The 17,675-nt window shown below is 66.6% G+C and carries 18 protein-coding genes; 10 read left to right on the top strand and 8 right to left on the bottom strand.

The window, feature by feature from the left end; all coding sequences use genetic code 11:
- Nucleotides 1-14: 14 nt before the first annotated feature.
- The 5 genes from AO501_RS06045 to AO501_RS06025 form a co-directional block, all read right to left on the bottom strand.
- The gene (locus tag AO501_RS06045) at nucleotides 15-866 is read right to left on the bottom strand and encodes a WecB/TagA/CpsF family glycosyltransferase (RefSeq protein WP_231752356.1); all 852 of its coding nucleotides are present in this window, start codon (nucleotides 864-866) and stop codon (nucleotides 15-17) included.
- A 7-nt stretch (nucleotides 867-873) separates the two neighbouring features.
- Nucleotides 874-1,530 (bottom strand): PIG-L deacetylase family protein, encoded by a 657-nt coding sequence (locus AO501_RS06040; RefSeq protein ID WP_055576859.1) that lies wholly within the window; start codon nucleotides 1,528-1,530, stop codon nucleotides 874-876.
- A complete protein-coding gene (locus AO501_RS06035; RefSeq protein WP_055576858.1) occupies nucleotides 1,527-2,327 on the bottom strand; it encodes a hypothetical protein in 801 nt (266 codons plus the stop codon). The genes AO501_RS06040 and AO501_RS06035 overlap by 4 nt, the downstream gene beginning before the upstream one ends.
- Before the next feature lie 225 nt (nucleotides 2,328-2,552).
- Nucleotides 2,553-3,710, bottom strand: coding sequence for a PPE family protein (locus AO501_RS06030; RefSeq protein ID WP_055576857.1), 1,158 nt, complete (start codon nucleotides 3,708-3,710; stop codon nucleotides 2,553-2,555).
- 17 nt (nucleotides 3,711-3,727) lie between these two features.
- Entirely contained in the window at nucleotides 3,728-4,018 is a 291-nt protein-coding gene (locus tag AO501_RS06025) for a PE family protein (RefSeq protein ID WP_055576856.1), read from the bottom strand.
- 410 nt (nucleotides 4,019-4,428) lie between these two features.
- Here AO501_RS06025 and AO501_RS06020 point away from each other — a divergent pair, with 410 nt between their 5' ends.
- Nucleotides 4,429-5,106 carry a TetR/AcrR family transcriptional regulator gene (locus AO501_RS06020; RefSeq protein WP_055576855.1) on the top strand — a complete coding sequence of 226 codons (678 nt, stop codon included), beginning with the start codon at nucleotides 4,429-4,431 and terminating at the stop codon, nucleotides 5,104-5,106.
- 140 nt (nucleotides 5,107-5,246) lie between these two features.
- Entirely contained in the window at nucleotides 5,247-5,957 is a 711-nt protein-coding gene (locus AO501_RS06015; RefSeq protein WP_055576854.1) for a TetR/AcrR family transcriptional regulator, read from the top strand.
- A 2-nt stretch (nucleotides 5,958-5,959) separates the two neighbouring features.
- On the opposite strand, the gene AO501_RS06010 is transcribed toward AO501_RS06015, so the two are convergent.
- The 3 genes from AO501_RS06010 to metG form a co-directional block, all read right to left on the bottom strand.
- Complete coding sequence (locus tag AO501_RS06010; RefSeq protein ID WP_231752355.1) at nucleotides 5,960-6,394, bottom strand: serine acetyltransferase; 435 nt, start codon at nucleotides 6,392-6,394, stop codon at nucleotides 5,960-5,962.
- A 224-nt stretch (nucleotides 6,395-6,618) separates the two neighbouring features.
- Nucleotides 6,619-6,984, bottom strand: coding sequence for a PAS domain S-box protein (locus AO501_RS06005; RefSeq protein ID WP_055576853.1), 366 nt, complete (start codon nucleotides 6,982-6,984; stop codon nucleotides 6,619-6,621).
- A 321-nt stretch (nucleotides 6,985-7,305) separates the two neighbouring features.
- Complete coding sequence (gene metG / locus AO501_RS06000) at nucleotides 7,306-8,874, bottom strand: methionine--tRNA ligase (protein WP_055576852.1); 1,569 nt, start codon at nucleotides 8,872-8,874, stop codon at nucleotides 7,306-7,308.
- A gap of 58 nt (nucleotides 8,875-8,932) precedes the next feature.
- Between metG and AO501_RS05995 the strand changes: the two genes are divergently transcribed.
- The 8 genes from AO501_RS05995 to AO501_RS05960 form a co-directional block, all read left to right on the top strand.
- On the top strand, nucleotides 8,933-9,778 hold the full coding sequence (locus tag AO501_RS05995) for a TatD family hydrolase (protein ID WP_063892815.1): 846 nt from the start codon (nucleotides 8,933-8,935) through the stop codon (nucleotides 9,776-9,778).
- A 216-nt stretch (nucleotides 9,779-9,994) separates the two neighbouring features.
- The gene (locus AO501_RS05990) at nucleotides 9,995-11,122 is read left to right on the top strand and encodes a resuscitation-promoting factor (protein ID WP_055576851.1); all 1,128 of its coding nucleotides are present in this window, start codon (nucleotides 9,995-9,997) and stop codon (nucleotides 11,120-11,122) included.
- Complete coding sequence (rsmA, locus tag AO501_RS05985) at nucleotides 11,086-12,024, top strand: 16S rRNA (adenine(1518)-N(6)/adenine(1519)-N(6))-dimethyltransferase RsmA (protein ID WP_055576850.1); 939 nt, start codon at nucleotides 11,086-11,088, stop codon at nucleotides 12,022-12,024. Before AO501_RS05990 ends, rsmA begins: the two co-directional genes overlap by 37 nt.
- A 67-nt stretch (nucleotides 12,025-12,091) precedes the next feature.
- Nucleotides 12,092-13,054 (top strand): 4-(cytidine 5'-diphospho)-2-C-methyl-D-erythritol kinase, encoded by a 963-nt coding sequence (locus AO501_RS05980; RefSeq protein WP_055576849.1) that lies wholly within the window; start codon nucleotides 12,092-12,094, stop codon nucleotides 13,052-13,054.
- A gap of 249 nt (nucleotides 13,055-13,303) precedes the next feature.
- On the top strand, nucleotides 13,304-14,938 hold the full coding sequence (locus AO501_RS05975; protein ID WP_055576848.1) for a fatty acyl-AMP ligase: 1,635 nt from the start codon (nucleotides 13,304-13,306) through the stop codon (nucleotides 14,936-14,938).
- Between the two features lie 193 nt (nucleotides 14,939-15,131).
- Nucleotides 15,132-16,082, top strand: a complete 951-nt coding sequence (locus AO501_RS05970; RefSeq protein WP_055576847.1) for a DUF302 domain-containing protein — start codon at nucleotides 15,132-15,134, stop codon at nucleotides 16,080-16,082.
- Nucleotides 16,083-16,295: 213 nt separating this feature from the next.
- Nucleotides 16,296-16,598, top strand: coding sequence for a hypothetical protein (locus AO501_RS05965; RefSeq protein ID WP_156452341.1), 303 nt, complete (start codon nucleotides 16,296-16,298; stop codon nucleotides 16,596-16,598).
- A gap of 307 nt (nucleotides 16,599-16,905) precedes the next feature.
- Nucleotides 16,906-17,675, top strand: a 770-nt coding sequence (locus AO501_RS05960) for a PE family protein (RefSeq protein WP_156452340.1), incomplete at its 3' end; no start/stop codon positions are given.

Raw genomic sequence — 17,675 nt, 5'->3', positions numbered from 1 at the left:
GGCCGATCTCTCTGTCATGCGGACACCGCTTCGGTTGCGGCGCCGCAGGTTTCGATGTGGTCAGGCGCGGGTGCGGCTACGTAGTGCACGCCGGGGTAGCAGATGAGCTGCGCCCGTAGGGCACGCAGCAGTGCGATCGGCCCCTGCAGCAGATAGCGACGCGCGAGCCGGCGCGGTTCGCGGGTCAACCGGTACAGCCATTCCAGGCCGGCGCGCTGCATCCAGTGCGGTGCCCGGCTGGTCATGCCGGCCAGGAAATCGACGGCACCGCCGGAGGGCAGGAACACCCGGGCGCCGGTCGCATGTCCGTGCTCGTCGACCCAGCGCTCCTGGCGCGGCTTGCCCAGGCTGACGACCAAGAGCTCGGTGCGTGCCGCACGGATCGCCGAACACAATGCGGGCGAACGTGATTCGATGGCGTCGAGGTCGGGCGCCCACATACCGGAGACCACCAGGGCCGGATAATTGGTCTGCAGGTGCTCGGCCAGCGACCGGTGAGTCTGCGGGCTGCCACCGAAGAAGCCGACCCGGTAACCGTTCGCTTCGGCCAGCGCCAGCAACGACGGCAGCAGGTCAGCCCCGGTGACGCGGGGCCACGGCCGTGCGGTCAGCAATTTGCCCCGCCAGGCGATCGGCATGCCGTCGGCCAGCAACAGCCATTCCACCAGTCCGTTGGGGGCGGCGCTCGCGACGCGGAAGTGATGCAGATGGTCCAGGTTCACCGATCCCACGGCCAGACCGCGACCGGACGGCGATCGCAGGCGCGAGTCGACGATCGACAGCACCTCGTGTGTTTCGCAACGCTCGACGATGCTTCCGCTGACGACCATGCGCACCGGTGCCTGAGGGAGAGTGTTCTCGGCCATGATCGGGCTACCCGGCGGCCGGACTCAGCACGGCCTTCTCCGTCACGAAGCCCTCGGCGTAGCGGGCGCGACTCTGCACTCCGCGCACCCGCATCAAGCCGAGGAACGTCTCGTCGTCGAACCAGTCCCGCCCTGCCTGCGACGGGTAGTGCTCGGCGAGCAGCCGTGTCTTGGCGGCGGCGACGTCAGCCGGAACCGGCACGTAGAGCATGGGATTCGGCAGGTCTGATTCCCACTTCAGGATTTCGTAGCCCAGCACCAGGTGGGCCCGGAACTCGGTCGGGATCAGTTTCGCCAGTAGCCGGTGATCCTGGTGGTAGTCGGCGCGCTGGGGACCCAGCACCAGGTCGGGCTCGCAGCCGCGGCGGAACGCAGCGAGGTGTCGTTTGACGGTGCCCCAGTGTTCAGGGAGGTGGCCGTCGGGCAGGTCGGTCACCGTCAGGCGCACGTCGGCCTGGGGAAAGAACGCCGCAAAGGCGCTTTTCTCCTCGATTTCGCGCTCGGTCCCGGCGCCGGTCAGGACGAGTGCGTGGATGACAAGGCCGGGGTTGCTGCGCTCGAGCTGCATCAGGGTGGCGCCGGCACCGATGAGGATGTCGTCGCAGTGCGCACCGATCGCCGCGACCGAGCCGATGCCCGATCCGGAGAAAGTCAGCGGGATCATGCCGACGCTTCCACCAATGCCGTCGGCGTCTCCCAGACCGCCCAAGGGCGAACGCCACGGTTGTAGTCGGCGTCGAGTTCGGCACGCTCTTTGAAGGTGTCGGCGGGCTTCCAGAAGCCGTCGTGCTGGTAGCCCAGCAACCGCCCGGTGCCGGCCAGCTCCATGCACGCGTCGCCGACCAGGTCGCCGTTCTCGGGGATGAGGTCGATGACGTCCTGACGGAGCACGAAGTAGCCGCCGTTGACCCAGATGGGGAACTTGGCGATCGGAGCGATCTCCTTGATATCCCCGTGCGTACTGACGTCGACGCAGTGGAACGACGACTGCGGGGGTACGACGAGCATCGACGCCGCGGCACCGGCCGCGTGGAACCGCTCGATCATGGTGTCCAGCGGCGCGTCGGTCAGGACGTCGGCGTAGTTGGCGAGGAAGTACTCGTCATCACCGAGGTGCTTGCGAACCCGGCGCAGCCGCTCGCCGATCGGCGACTCCAGGCCGGTGTCGACGAAGGTGATCGTCCAGTTCGACATGTCGGTGTCGAGCAGCTCGACTTTGCCGCCCCGCATGACGAAGTCGTTGGACTCCGTTTCCCGGTAGTTGACGAAGAAGTCCTTCACCAACGACTGGCCGTAACCGAGGCACAGGATGAACTCCGTGTGGCCGTAGTGCGCGTAGTAGCGCATCACGTGCCACAACAGGGGTCGGGGCCCGACCATCTGAAGGGGCTTCGGAATGAGATCACCGGCGGCGCTGCGCATCCGCATGCCGTAACCGCCACAGAACAGTACGACCTTCATTTCCGTGCCCCCCTCTGCAAACCGCTCACTGCTGCTCTCCTACGGCCGTCGTTGGGCTGTCATACCCAACTACCTGACAGAACCATTATTACATACTTTTGGAACGAGATAAGGCGGAAAAACGAGATATGAGTACTTAAGATGGTGATTTATTGAACTTGTAACCTGGTAAAGCGGTGAGTTGGTGGTCAGCTGTTTAAACCGCACGATCACGCCGTACCGGCGTCAGATCACGCCGCCGTACCCCGCGGACGGCGGTTGTGCCATCACGGTGGGGACCAGTCCGTACCTCGGCCCCGGTGCGCCACCAGGAGCCGCGGCCGCACGCGGCAGCCCACCCAACAGGCTGGGCGGCATCGTGCCCGTAGCGCCCGGCGCGCCCCCCGGCAGAGCAGAACTGACGCCGGCCAGATGGGCCGTCGGGATGACGCTGGTCCAGGCCGGTGGCACCGATAGCGAACCCAGGCTGGCCGCCTGTCCCATGGCCCCCAGTGCAGCCCCCCCGGCCGCTTCCGCGCCGGCGGCGGCCGCGCCGGCGGCGGCCTCCGCGGCTTCGGCGGCCACCTCGCCCACCTGGGCGGCGGCGGCAGTCATGCCCTGCAAAGTCTGCGCGATGCCCAACACGCTGCTGATCGCGAAGAGCGGCATCACCGCGATGTTCAGCAGGTTGGCGATGTCGCCAGTGGAGGTGGTGCTGATCGGCACACCGGCCGCCGCCGTACCGAGCGACGCCGGCGTTGCCATGCTCTGCAACGTGTTCGGAAGCGCGCTGACCAGCGAGGCCAGGGTGGCCTGGGTCGCCGCGGCCTCGCCGGTGGCCTCCGACACGGCAGTGGCCTGCGCTGCAGCGCCGGCCGGGTCGGTGACCTGAGGCGGCGCCTCGAACGGAGTCAGCGTCGAAGCCGCCGCCGAACCCGCCGCGTAGCCGTACATGGCCGCGGCGTCCTGCGCCCACATCTCGCTGTAGTGGGCCTCCGTCGCTGCGATCGCCGGAGAGTTCTGCCCGAAGAAATTAGTCGCCACCAGCATGGCCAGCAGTGCCCGATTGGCCGCGATAACAGCTGGTGGGACCGTCATCGCGTAAGCCGCTTCGTAGGCGCTCACCGCGGCCCTGGCCTGCGCGGCGGATTGCTCGGCCTGCGTGGCCGTGGCTCCCATCCATACCGCGTAGGGAGTGGCGGCCGAGGCCGCGGAGATCGCGGCGGGACCGAGCCAGGGCCCACTGGTGAGGCCTGCGATCACCGACGCGTAGGACGAGGCCGCGCTCGCCAGCTCGGCGGCCAGCTCATCCCAGGCGACGGAGGCCGCCAGCAGCGGCTCCGCCCCCGCGCCGGTGTACATCCGCGCGGAATTGATCTCCGGTGGCAGTGCGCCGAAATCCATTGTCGATACCCCTGTCGTCAGCGGGCCGCGGCGGCGTTGGCCGCTTCCGTGGCGGCGTACGAACCGGCGCTGACCCCCAGGACCTGGACAAACATCTCGTGAATCGCGGCAGCCTGTGCGCTCACCGCCTGGTACAGGTGGCCGTGCGCGGCGAATTGCGCTGCCGTCAGCGCCGACACCTCATCGCCGGCGGCCGGGACTATCGCAGTGGTCGGACCGGCCGCGGCCGCGCTCACGGCACAGCCGACGCCCTGCAGCGTGCTGGCCGACGCGGTCAGGGATTCTGGCTGCGTGGTGACGAACGACATGCGGCTCTCCTAACGCAAACGGGTGTCGGTGCAGTGGGCCGGGAGGGCGGCAGTCATCGCGACCAGGCCGAACTGGTGGTTCGGACCCGTTTGTCCGCCCTCCACAGACCAACAGATCGCGTATATACCCATTCTACATACTGTTTGAACCTATTGCAGCCTGAGAGCAGACCTAAGGTATTGCCAGGGCACGGATGCAGTCATGTCGGCGTGTAACCCTGCAGGTCGCCGCGAACTTGATAACCTCACAGGTGGCGTCCAATGTGCCGCCTGAGACACACGCCGGTGGACGGCTCACCATCCGATGGTCTGGCCACCTGGTCGAGGAAGGCATCGCGATGGTGAAGAAGATCGCTCCGCTCCACGCTGCTGCCCGCTATTCGGCACGCCCGAAAGCGTGCAGCGGGTAGATGTCGACTGAATCGGCCGACGGACGAGCAGACAGCACCCGGCAACAGATTCTGCGGGCGGCCGCACACCAGTTCGCCCGCCGCGCGTACCACGATGTCGGACTGGACGACATTCTCGCCGAGGCCGAACTGACCAAAGGCGCGATGTACTCCCACTTCCGCTCCAAGCACGCCCTTGCGGTGGCCATCATCGAGCAGCACACCTCAATGGGCAGGGTGGCCGTCGAGGACCTGCTGTCCCGCCAGCTGTCCGGCCTGGAAACCCTGATCGACTTCTGCTACCTGATCGCCGTGCAGGACATCTCGAAGGACGTGGCCAGAGCCGCGTTGCACCTGATTGAGTCGGTGGGGCGCAGCGAAGGGTTGCAGGCCAGTCTGCTGGGCGGCTGGGTCGATGCCCTGGCCAGCGTCGCCAAGCGCGCCATCAGCGAGGGGGACGTGGCCCAGCGCTGGGAGCCGCGTGACATCGGGCGTTTGATCGTGTCGATGTACCTGGGACTGCGTCAGACCAGCGACCTGGACGACCCGCGAAGTTTCCTGCTCGACCTGGAACGGAACTGGGTGCTGATCCTTGCCGCTGTCCTGCAACCGGACCGGGCCGACTACTTCGCGCAATTCCTTCGACGGCGTACGGCGCTGGCGGTCAAGGCCGCCCCGGCCCAGGTGATTGCTCCATGATTTCGACACCGGAGACGATCTGGCACGCGCGATCGGAAACGTCGCACCTGCTGCTGCTACGCTTATCCGGCTGACCAGCAGGAACAAGACGCCGAGGTCCGGAGCTGAACCGGATTGACATCACTGGGGAGGCATGGCCAATGGCGCGCCAGGTTCGATCCGAGGTAACCCGGCGGAAGATTCTTGACGCGGCGATCGACGTCTTCAGTGAGGTCGGGTACGCCGCCGCCGGTTGGGGCACCATCATCGAGCGCACCGGGATGACCAAGGGCGCCCTTTACCACCACTTCGATTCAAAAGAAGCGCTCGCGTCCGACATCATCGACGAGGGCGCCGAAGTGCTGATCGGGGCGTTTCGCAACGTGTGTGGATCGGCTTCGCCGGCGCTGGAGAACATGATTCACGGCACCTTTGCGATCGCCAACGTGCTCAGTACGGACAAGACCGCACGTGCGGCCGAGCAACTGATCGCCGCGCTCAGCGGGTTCAACGACGCGGCGGCGCGCTGCTGCGCCGGTTGGGTGGCGGAAATGGCGGTCCAGGCCCGCGAGGCGATCGACGAAGGGGACCTGCGGGAGGACGTCGACCCGCAATCGCTCGCCGAGACGATCGTCGGCGCGATGTTCGGGACCCGGTTGCTCTCCATCGCCATGGCGCGGACCCGGCAGAGCGACGGCATGCTCGACGAACTCAACGGGCGGCTGAGCCAGATTTGGATTTCTCTGCTTCCCGGTGTCGCCGCGGAAGCGTCGCTGCCGTACTTCCGGCAGTTCCTCGCCCGGGAAGCTTTGCGGCACACCCGGCCCACCGCGCCGGCGGGCGCTGTAGCCGGTGTGCCGGAGGGCAGCTAGCGCTAGGCGCTCACGGCGCGGGTCCTGCGGTCCTTGACGATGCGGGCCGGAACGCCCGCGACGTCGACATCGTCGGGCACCGGCTTGGTCACCACCGCGCCCGCGTAGATGCCGACGCGGCTGCCGACATCGGCGCCGAGCACCATTGCGCCCGGATAGATGAACACGTCGTCACCGATGCTGGGGTACTCGCCGGGGCGGCCCTCGCCGATCGTCACGCCCTGGTGGATCCGGCAGTTGGCGCCGATTTTCGCGCGGTGGTGTACGTGCACCCAGCCGACGTGGGCGACGGAGAGGCCGGGCCCGAAGGCGTTGAGCGGAATGCCGAATCCCAGCTTCTCGCCGAGGAACTTCAGCCGCAGGCGAAGATAGGCCGCGACGAGGTGGCCGAACGGCGTCCGCGCGGTATTCGTCCAATATTCCGTCTTGCGCAGCATGCGCTGGAAGTATGGGGCTCGGTGCATGACCCGGTAGCGATGCCGCCAGCGCTCAAGTCCTTGCGCATGCAAGTCCGCCTCGAGGTACGACTCCAAGTCGCTGCGAGTCCTGATCACAGGAAAAACCATACTACAAGTATCAAGAAAGCCTTATTCGGATACCTACAGTCTATGTGAATTCATATGTTCACGCCTCGGCAGGACACCCCTGGGTCGTGGGACGGCTAGCGCTCTTCTTCCCACAACTGTTCGGTCAGGTCCTGGAATGCGGCCAGAGCAAATTTGTCGTCAGCGCGCATCACGGCGGACCGGCTCATCAGGGCCCGGACTACCGAGCCGTCCTTGTGTGCCAGCTCGACCACCATGTTCGCCAGAGCGTGCACGAAGGAAAGCAGTGAGGACTCCGACTGCGGCGCCTGGTGGAAGATCTCGTGAAAGCGCAGTGCCAGCACCTCTTCCGGGTCGCACCCCACCATCTGGGCGAATGCGGTGTTGGTGAACAGGATGCTGCCGTCATCCGCGATTGCTAGGACGGGGACCGGGATCCGCTCGAGTACCACCAGTGCAGGCAACTGCTTAAGGGTGGTCATCGGGGATTGGCTGGGCTGCCGATTCCGTCTTCGCTCCACTTGGCGATTATGGCCTATCGCTGAAGTAGGCCTCACACCGCTTGGCACCAAAACGCGAACTCGGGTTCGTAATGTGGCCATCCGGCTTCGTGAACGTGACTTGACGATTCTTCAGATTTGCTCCGCTCACTCGGCTTCGGGGCCGGATGCTCGCCTCGTTCCCGTCACTGCGTTCCGCTCACTCGGCTTCGGGGCCTGATGCTCGCCTCGTTCCCGTCACTGCGTTCCGCTCACTCGGCTTCGGGGCCGGATGCTCGCCTCGTTCCCGTCACTGCGTTCCGCTCACTCGGCTTCGGGCGCCTGATACCGCGGGAACACACCGGACGGCGCGGGCAGCGCAGTCCCGGGCGTCAGGCGCGCACCGGCAGCGGCGAACGTCCGTTGCTCATCGGCCTGGCCGAGCAGGTCCAGCAACTTATCTGCTGAATCCGGCATGACCGGGCTGATAAGCAGCGCCGCGATGCGGACCACCTCGCAGGTGACGTACAGGGTGGTCCGGAACCGCTCGTGGTCCGACTGCGCCTCGCTCTTGCGCAGCACCCACGGCTGCTGCGCGGAGAAGTACCGGTTCGCGTCGCCGAGCATCAGCCAGATTGCCTCAAGCGCCAAATGCATTGCCTGCGAATCGAAATGGACGCGAACCCGATCGAGCAGGCCGTCGGCCGTGGCCAGCAACTCGGTATCCGCGGCGATGAACTCACCCGGTTCGGGTACCGTCGCGCCCAGGTTCTTGGCCACCATGGACAGCGACCGCTGGGCCAGGTTCCCGAGCTCGTTGGCCAGGTCGGTGTTGATCCGGTTGATGATCGATTCGTCGCTGTAACTGCCGTCCTGTCCAAAAGGTATCTCTCGCAACAGGAAATAGCGGACCTGGTCCACGCCGAAGGTGTCGACCAGCGCCACCGGATCGACGATGTTACCCACCGACTTACTCATCTTCTCGCCCCGGTTGTGCAGGAAGCCGTGCGCGAAAACCCTTCGCGGCAACTCGATTCCGGCTGACATCAGAAACGCCGGCCAGTACACGGCGTGAAACCTGATGATGTCCTTGCCGATCATGTGCAGGTCCGCGGGCCAGTAGCGGGCGAACAACTCCGAGTCGGTGTCGGGAAAGCCGGCGCCGGTCAGATAATTGGTGAGCGCATCGACCCAGACGTACATGATGTGGTCCGGATGGCCGGGAACCTGCACGCCCCAGTCGAACGAGGTGCGCGAGATCGACAGATCGTCCAGACCGCCCGAGACGAAGCTGACGACCTCATTGCGGCGAGTCTCGGGGGCGATGAAACCCGGGTTGTCGCGGTAATGCGTCAGCAGCTTGTCGGCATATGCCGACAGCCGGAAGAAGTACGTCTGCTCCTCGGTCCACGTCACCGGGGTGCCGGTCTCGACCGCGATCCGGCTGCCATCGTCGAGTAATTGGGTCTCCGATTCGACGAAGAACCGCTCGTCACGCACCGAGTACCAGCCTGCGTAGTTGTCCAGATAGATATCGCCGGCCGCTTCCATGCGCCGCCAGATTTCCTTCGAGGACACGTGATGGTCGGGGTCGGTGGTGCGGATGAACCGGTCGAAGGAGATGTTGAGTTTCTCCTGCATGCGCTGGAAGACGTCGGAATTGCTGCGCGCGAGTTGCGCGGTCGGCACCCCGGCGGCCGCCGCGGCCTGGGCGACCTTGAGGCCGTGCTCGTCGGTTCCGGTGAGGAAACGCACGTCGAAACCATCGAGTCGCTTGAAGCGGGCGATGGCGTCGGTGGCGATGTATTCGTAGGCGTGACCCATATGCGGCGCCCCATTGGGATAGGCGATCGCGGTGGTGACGTAATACGGCTTCGGCTGGTGTTGGTTCATTGCGGCTCCACCCTAATCGGGTCGCCGGGTGCCTCGCGTGTGCACATATCGTGGGCGCGTGAGCGCCAAACGAGAAGCACCGCCACCGCCGGAGCCGCTTTCACCGTTGATCGACGCCCACACCCACCTCGACGCCTGCGGCGTCTCCGACGAGGCGGGAGTGCGCGCCCTCGTCGACCGCGCGGCTGCCGTCGGGGTCGAAGCGGTGGTCACCATCGCCGACGACCTGGAATCGGCGCGCTGGGTGACGCGGGCTGTCGAATGGGACCCACGGGTCTACGGCGCGGTCGCCCTGCATCCGACGCGCACGGAGGCGCTGACCGAGGACGCGCGCGCGGAGATCGAAAGGTTGGCGGCCCATCCCCGCGTGGTGGCCGTCGGCGAGACGGGGATGGATATGTACTGGCCGGGACGGCTCGACGGCTGCGCCCGCCCGGAGGTGCAACGCGAAGCATTCGCCTGGCACATCGACCTGGCCAAGCGGACCGGCAAGCCGTTGATGATCCACAACCGCGAGGCCGACCGGGAGGTGCTCGATGTGCTGCGTGCCGAGGGCGCGCCCGAGATTGTGATTTTTCACTGCTTCTCATCCGGCAGTGAGATGGCTCGCACTTGCGCGGCGGCCGGATGGTTGCTGAGCCTGTCTGGGACGGTGAGCTTCCGTAACGCCCGCGACCTGCGCGAAGCCGTTCCGCTGATACCGTTGGACCAGCTATTGGTGGAAACCGACGCTCCATTTCTCACCCCACATCCATATCGGGGCGCAGCTAACGAATCGTACTGCCTGCCCTACACCGTTCGTGCCCTTGCTGAACTGGTGAATCGCCGTCCTGAGGAATTAGCGGAAATCACTACGAGCAACGCTCGCCGCGCATACCGGCTGAATCGGCCGACGGAGCTCTAACGCCTGTATCCCAAAAGAATCCACTCGCAGGAGTTGCCCTGCACTGGTCGGTTCGTTACCGTCTTGTGATCGAACGGGTGGGCCTATGGGCCCATTTGTTATTTCAGCTGAATATGGTCGGTAGCTCGTCTCGAACTTTTGCTGCGTTGTTGCTGCGTAAGGGTCGTGGTAGGTCGGAACAGACTTGGGATACGTAGAGATTGACTGGGATTGACATTGAAACTGCTCACTAAACTTCATCAAACCGAATCGCCCACATTGCGCCTGCTGGTCGGCGCCCTGCTGCTGGTACTGGCATCCGCCGGCGGATACGCCGTGTCCGCATCGAAGACCGTCACGCTGACCGTGGATGGCACCTCGATGAAGGTGCAGACCATGAGGTCGCGGGTGATCGACATCGTTCGGGAGAACGGGTTCTCCGTCGAAGGTCGCGACGACCTGTTCCCGGCCGGCGACGTCTCCGTAGGCGACGCGGCCACGATCGTGCTGCGCCGGAGCCGTCCTCTGGAGATCACCCTGGACGGCCAGAATTCCCGGCAGGTATGGACCACGGCGTCGACGGTGGATGAGGCGCTCGCGCAGCTGGCGATGACCGACACCGCTCCCGCCGCCGCTTCGCGCGCCAGCCGCGTCCCGCTGTCGGGCATGGCACTGCCCGTCGTCAGCGCCAAGACAGTCCAGATCGACGACGGCGGCGCGGTCCGCACCGTGCACCTGCCGGCGCCGAACGTCGCCGGGCTGCTGAGCGCGGCCGGCGCACCGCTGCAGGACAGCGACCAGGTGAACCCCGCGCCGGCGACACCGATCACGGACGGCATGCTGATCCAGGTCACCCGTAACCGCATCGAACGGGTCACCGAGCGGATGCCGCTGGCCCCGCCGGCGCGCCGCATCGAAGACCCCGAGATGAACATGAGCCGCGAGGTCGTCGAAGACCCGGGCAGCCCGGGCACCCAGGACGTCACGTTCTCGGTAGCCGAGATCAACGGCGTCGAGACCGGCCGCCTGCCGATCGCCAACGTGGTCGTGACCCCGGCCCGCGAAGCGGTCGTGCGGGTCGGCGCCAAACCGGGCACCGAGGTACCGCCCGTCAGCGACGGAACCATCTGGGACTCGCTCGCGGGCTGCGAGGCCGGCGGAAACTGGGCGATCAACACCGGAAACGGATTTTTCGGCGGCGTCCAGTTCGACCAGGGCACCTGGGAAGCCAACGGCGGGCTGCGCTATGCCCCCCGCGCCGACCTGGCCACCCGCGAAGAGCAGATCGCGATCGCCGACGTGACCCGGCAGCGTCAGGGCTGGGGTGCCTGGCCCGTGTGCAGTGGACGAGTGGGTGCCCGCTGACGATCCGGCTGCTCGGGCGCACCGAGATCCGGCGGTTGGCCAAGGAGCTTGATTTCCGCCCGCGGAAATCCTTTGGACAGAACTTCGTGCACGACGCCAACACGGTTCGCCGAATCGTCACGGCATCCGGCATCGGCAAGTCCGACGTCGTTCTGGAAGTAGGCCCGGGACTGGGTTCGTTGACGCTCGCGCTACTTGACCGCGGCGCGACCGTGGCAGCCGTCGAGATCGATCCGGTGCTGGCCGCCAGGCTGCCGCAGACGGTCACCGAGCATTCCAACAGCGAAGCCCAGCGGTTGACCGTGCTCCATCGCGATGTGTTGACGCTGCGCCGCGAGGACCTGTCCCCGGAACCGACGGCGGTGGTGGCCAACCTGCCGTACAACGTCGCCGTTCCCGCGCTCCTGCACCTGCTCGCCGAGTTTCCTTCTATCCGCACCGTGACGGTGATGGTGCAGGCCGAGGTCGCCGAGCGACTGGCCGCCGAGCCGGGTGGCAAGGAATACGGCGTGCCCAGCGTCAAGGTGAACTTCTACGGCCGGGTACGACGCTGCGGCACCGTGTCACCGACGGTGTTCTGGCCGATTCCGCGCGTTTACTCCGGCCTGGTGCGTATCGATCGCTACGAGACCTCGCCGTGGCCCACCGACGAGGCTTTCCGCAGGCGGGTTTTCGAGCTTGTCGACATCGCCTTCGCGCAACGGCGCAAGACGTCGCGCAATGCGTTCGTGGAGTGGGCCGGATCGGGCAACGAGTCGGCCAGCCGGTTGCTGGCGGCCAGCATCGACCCCGCCCGCCGCGGCGAGACGCTGTCCGTCGAAGACTTCGTCCGGCTGTTACAGCGGTCCGGCGACCTCGGCGACGGCGCCGCAGCGGATGCCGCTCCGGCGTCCACCCGCTGAGGCGCGGATGACAGTGGTGGCGGTGCCGCTGCGTGTGATTCACCGATGGCAGCGATAGTCTGCTGCGGTGTCAGCATCTGACGGCAACACCGCCGAGCTGTGGGTGCCCACCGGGTCGACCACCGTTCGGGTGCCGGGGAAGGTCAACCTCTACCTCGCCGTGGGCGACCGCCGTGACGACGGCTACCACGAGCTGACGACGGTGTTCCACGCCGTCTCACTGTTCGACGAGGTGACGGTGCGCAATGCCGATGTGCTATCCCTCGAGCACGTCGGAGAGGGCGCTGACACGCTGCCCACCGACGAACGCAACCTGGCCTGGCGGGCGGCCGAGCTGATGGCCGACCACGTGGGCCGTGCCCCCGACGTGTCGATCCTGATCGACAAGTCGATTCCGCTGGCCGGTGGCATGGCGGGCGGCAGCGCGGATGCGGCCGCCGTGCTGGTGGCGATGAACGCGCTGTGGGAACTCAATCTGCCCCGCCGAGACCTGCGGATGCTGGCCGCGCAGCTGGGCAGCGACGTGCCGTTCGCGCTGCACGGCGGCACCGCGCTGGGCACCGGGCGCGGCGAGGAGCTGGCGACGGTGTTGTCGCGCAACACCTTTCACTGGGTGCTGGCTTTCGCCGACAGCGGGCTGCTGACGCCGGCGGTCTATGCGGAACTGGATCGGCTGCGTGAGGTCGGGGATCCGCCTCGCCTGGACGAGCCCGGCCCGGTGTTGGCCGCCCTGGCTGCCGGAGATCCCAAGCAGCTGGCACCGCTGCTGGGCAACGAGATGCAGGCCGCCGCGGTCAGCCTGGATCCGGCATTGCGGCGCGCACTGCGCGCGGGCGTCGAGGCGGGAGCGCTGGCCGGCATCGTGTCCGGCTCGGGCCCCACGTGCGCATTCCTGTGTGACTCGGCGGACTCCGCCGTCGACGTCGGCACCCAGCTGTCCGGGGCGGGCGTGTGCCGTACCGTCCGGGTTGCCAGCGGGCCGGTGCCGGGGGCCCGCGTGGTGCCGGCGCCGGCGACTCCGGGCGACTGAGGTGCTCGGCCGTTAACGCGGCTGTGACATGGCACTCATATCGCGTTACCGTTTGGCAGTTACTTAAGAGTTGCTTAAGATAAGCCGCGGTGGCGAGTATCGGCAGCCCAACGCAGGGCCGCAGCTCTCTACCAAATCGAGACCTAAACGCTGTCCAACGTGTGCGCGCGCCTGCCTACAAGCGTGATCTGGCGAGTGCAACATGAAAGCTCGGACCTTGGGCACAGCGCTAGTACCGAGGAGGTTTGCGTGAGCAGGTTTACCGAGAAGATGTTCCGCAATGCCCGCACGGCGACGACGGGCATGGTCACCGGTGAACCCCACGAACCTGTCCGACACACCTGGGGCGAGGTGCACGAACGCGCCCGGTGCATCGCGGGCGGCCTGGCCGCCGCGGGCGTCGGCCTCGGCGATGCCGTCGGCGTTCTCGCCGGATTCCCGGTGGAGATCGCCCCCACAGCCCAGGGCCTGTGGATGCGCGGCGCCAGCCTGACCATGCTGCACCAGCCCACCCCGCGCACCGACCTGGCCGTGTGGGCCGAAGACACCATGACCGTGATCGGCATGATCGAGGCCAAGGCCGTCATCGTCTCGGAACCCTTCACCGTGGCCATCCCGGTGCTGGAGGAGAAGGGCATCAAGGTCCTCACCGTCTCCGACCTGCTGGCGTCGGAGCCCATCGACCCGATCGAGGTCGGCGAGGACGACCTGGCGCTCATGCAGCTGACGTCGGGATCCACCGGCTCGCCGAAGGCGGTGCAGATCACCCACCGCAACATCTACTCCAACGCCGAGGCGATGTTCATCGGCGCCGAGTACGACGTCGATAAAGACGTGATGGTCAGCTGGCTGCCCTGCTTCCACGACATGGGCATGGTCGGCTTCCTCACCATCCCGATGTTCTTCGGCGCCGAGCTGGTCAAGGTCACGCCGATGGACTTCCTGCGCGACACGCTGCTGTGGGCCAAGCTCATCGATAAGTACAAGGGCACCATGACCGCGGCGCCCAACTTCGCCTACGCCCTGCTGGCCAAGCGGTTGCGCCGCAACGCCAAGCCGGGCGACTTCGACCTGTCGACGCTGCGCTTCGCGTTGTCCGGCGCCGAGCCTGTCGAGCCGGCTGACGTCGAGGACCTGCTGGACGCCGGCAAGCCGTTCGGCCTGCGGTCGTCGGCGATCCTGCCGGCCTACGGCATGGCCGAGACCACGCTGGCCGTGTCCTTCTCCAAGTGCAACTCGGGTCTGGTGGTCGACGAGGTCGACGCCGATCTGATGGCCGCACTGCGCCGGGCCGTGCCCGCGACCAAGGGCAACACCCGCCGGCTGGCCACGCTGGGGCCGCTGCTGAAAGACCTCGAGGCTCGCGTGATCGACGAGAACGGCAGTGTGATGCCGGCCCGCGGCGTCGGTGTCATCGAGCTGCGCGGGGAGTCGCTCACACCGGGCTACATCACCATGGGCGGCTTCATCCCCGCGCAGGACGAGCACGGCTGGTACGACACCGGTGACCTCGGCTACCTCACCGACGAGGGCCACGTGGTGGTGTGTGGCCGCGTCAAGGACGTCATCATCATGGCCGGCCGCAATATCTACCCGACCGACATCGAGCGGGCCGCCGGTCGCGTCGAGGGTGTCCGTCCCGGCTGCGCGGTGGCCGTGCGTTTGGACGCCGGACACTCCCGGGAATCTTTCGCCGTCGCGGTCGAGTCGAACGCTTTCGAAGACCCGGCCGAGGTGCGCCGCATCGAGCACCAGGTGGCGCACGAGGTGGTCAAGGAGGTCGACGTGCGGCCCCGCAACGTCGTCGTGCTGGGTCCGGGAACCATTCCGAAGACGCCGTCGGGCAAGCTGCGCCGGTCGAACTCGGTCACCCTGGTCACCTAGTCGGCGCCAGGGTCCGGGCTCGCGAGCAGACGCAAAAGCACCCATTTCGTGCCGAAATAGGGTGCTTTTGCGTCTGTTCGCGCGGGATGGCTACCCCACTTTCGCTAGCTGACCTTCGGCTATTGAGATCGTTGCGCCGATGGTGGAGTCTCATGGGACGTCGGTGCCCGTCGAAGTCGAGGGAGCAGCACCTATGTGCCCCACATTCCGAGCGATATTGGCGCAAATCGTCCTGGTTGTTTCCGTCGTCGTGACGGTGGCCGGTTGTCATGACGGGCGCAGCATGGGACCCGCCGGGGCGCCGACCAGCGCCGGCCCCGCCGACGGGTCGCGCGGCGTGTCGACGAAGTTCGTCAGCTACACCGCCAACCAAGGTTTCGAGGCCACGGTCGGCGCGCTGACCAAGGCGGCCGGCGACCACGGCATGACGATCGTCGGCGAGGTGAACCAGGACGCTGAGTTGGCGGCCAACGGGTTGCGCCTGCCCGGCGCGCACACGTTCTTCGTCGGTAACCCTGAGCTCGGCAAGACGTTTTTCGATGTCACCAAAGCCATCGGTGCGGTGGTTCCGGTGCGCATGCACGTGTGGGCGGACGCCGACGGTCCGGCCCACATCGGCTATTTCGATCCGGCGCCGGAGTTCGCCGCGGTCGATCCCGCACTCGGTAACGGCGGGCAGCAGATATCCCAGCAGATCCGAACGATCGCCGAAGCCGCCGCCGGTGGCCCGATGGCGGCAACCGCGGTCGACACGCGGTTCATCACGCTGACCGCCAACGGCGAGTACGAGGCGACGATCGGTGCCCTGCACGACGCCGCAGACAAACACGGCATGGTCATCCTCGGTGACTTGAACGAAGAGACCAGATTGAAGGCGGTGGGTGTGCCGTCGCAACGCGCGCACAGTTTCTTCATCGGCGACCCGCAGATCGGCAAGTCGTTGTTCGGTGCCACCCAGGCCATCGGCGCGGTGGTTCCGGTCCGCGTGACCGTGTGGGCGAACGACCGCGGGGGCCCGGCCCAGATCAGCTACTTCGATCCGGCGCCGGAGTTCACCGCCGTCGATCCGGCACTTGCGGATGCGGGAACGCGGCTGTCCGGAGCCATCCGCGCGACCGTCGACGCCGCGGCCGGCAAACAGTAATAGGAATACCGGTCTTTGGCGGGTGCCGACCGGGGGACTCCGCCGCGTGCGCCAGCAAAACGGCCCGCGGCGCAGGTGACCGCGATCGCGCGGCGGGAACACCGCAATCTCCGCTCTTGGACAGCCGATCATCGAATCACCGCAGCGGGACCGGGTCGTCGACGGCAGTACAGCCGAAATCAACTCTCTGACAACTAGACTCGTCATTTAGCCTTGAACTCACCCAAGCCGGTAAAGCCTTGCGTAGCGATGAAGGTGAATTCGCCTGATGCCGAGTCGAATTGGTGGCTGCCCGCCATCGCGTCGTTGACCGCCGATGTGATCGGCGACCGGTGGCTGGACGAGGTCGCGCACGCCGATCAACGAAGGATCTCAGGCCGTAGTGCCGCCCGCTTTCTTGTTTTTCCCGCCGACAATGCGGTCAGTGGCCGCGGAGCCAGCGCACCCGTAAACGATATCCTGTTGCAGCGCAACAAACTTGGTTGCAGGGTTGCCGACGGCCAACTGATCCGATAACCACCGGCCGGTGTGGCGCGGACCTGTCCTCAGCCGGGGCGGGCAAATGCCGTCGCGGCACGCACCAACCACGACGTGCAGCGCCAGTCGTGCTCATGCCGGCCCAGTGGCGCGCCCTACGGCATCGGGCCTACCGGCATTCGTCCGGGGGAATGCACTGTTCCTGCTCGACACGCAGAGACGTCCTCCAAACGACACGCCGAAATCCGTAAAACGAACACTGGCCCTCCGGCGGTGGTGTCTGCTATGAATTTATCGCTATTAGAACCCCGTTCTGCCGAGAGTCAATTGAAGATGGGAGCCGCGAATGTCGTCGTACCTGCTGGTCGCACCCGAGGTGTTGAATGCCGCGTCGACTGACATCGCCAGTATTGGGTCTGCACTCAAATCGGCAGCCGGTGCGGCCGCGCCTGCGACGACGGAATTGCTGCCCGCGGCCGCCGATGAGGTATCGGCAGCGATTTCGAGATTCTTCGGCGGATACGGTCAACAATTCACGGCGCTCAATGCCCGGGCTGCGGCATATCACGCCGACTTCGTGCGCGCATTGACGGGCGCAGGGGGTGCATATGCGGCAGTTGAGGCGGCCAGCGCATCGCCCCTTCAGACTTTAGAACAAGACATCCTGGGCATCATCAATGCGCCCACCAACGCATTGTTCGGGCGTCCGTTGATCGGCAATGGCACCAATGGTGCGGCGGGTACCGGCCAGGCTGGTGGGGCCGGTGGCATCCTCTGGGGCAACGGTGGCAACGGTGGGTCCGGGGCGGCCGGGAAGGCGGGTGGAGCCGGCGGCGCGGCCGGGTTGTTCGGCAACGGTGGTGCCGGCGGGGCCGGGGGTGCCGGCACCGCGACCGCGGTCGGTGGGGTCGGTGGTGTCGGCGGCGCCGGTGGCTTCCTCGGAGGCAACGGCGGGGCCGGTGGGACCGGCGGAGTCGGCTTTGCCAACCCGACCGGCATCGGTGGGACCGGCGGCGCCGGAGGCGCCGGTGGCGTCGACAGGGCTCTCTTGTCGTTCCTGTGGTCCGGTGGAGCCGGCGGGGCAGGAGGCCAGGGCGGGGCTGGAGCCGTCGGCAC

It is taken from the genome of Mycobacterium gordonae, from assembly GCF_001417955.2.
Lineage (GTDB): Bacteria > Actinomycetota > Actinomycetes > Mycobacteriales > Mycobacteriaceae > Mycobacterium > Mycobacterium gordonae_B.
The sequence above is the reverse complement of the archived record's forward strand: the minus strand, read 5'-3'. Positions and strand labels throughout refer to the sequence as shown.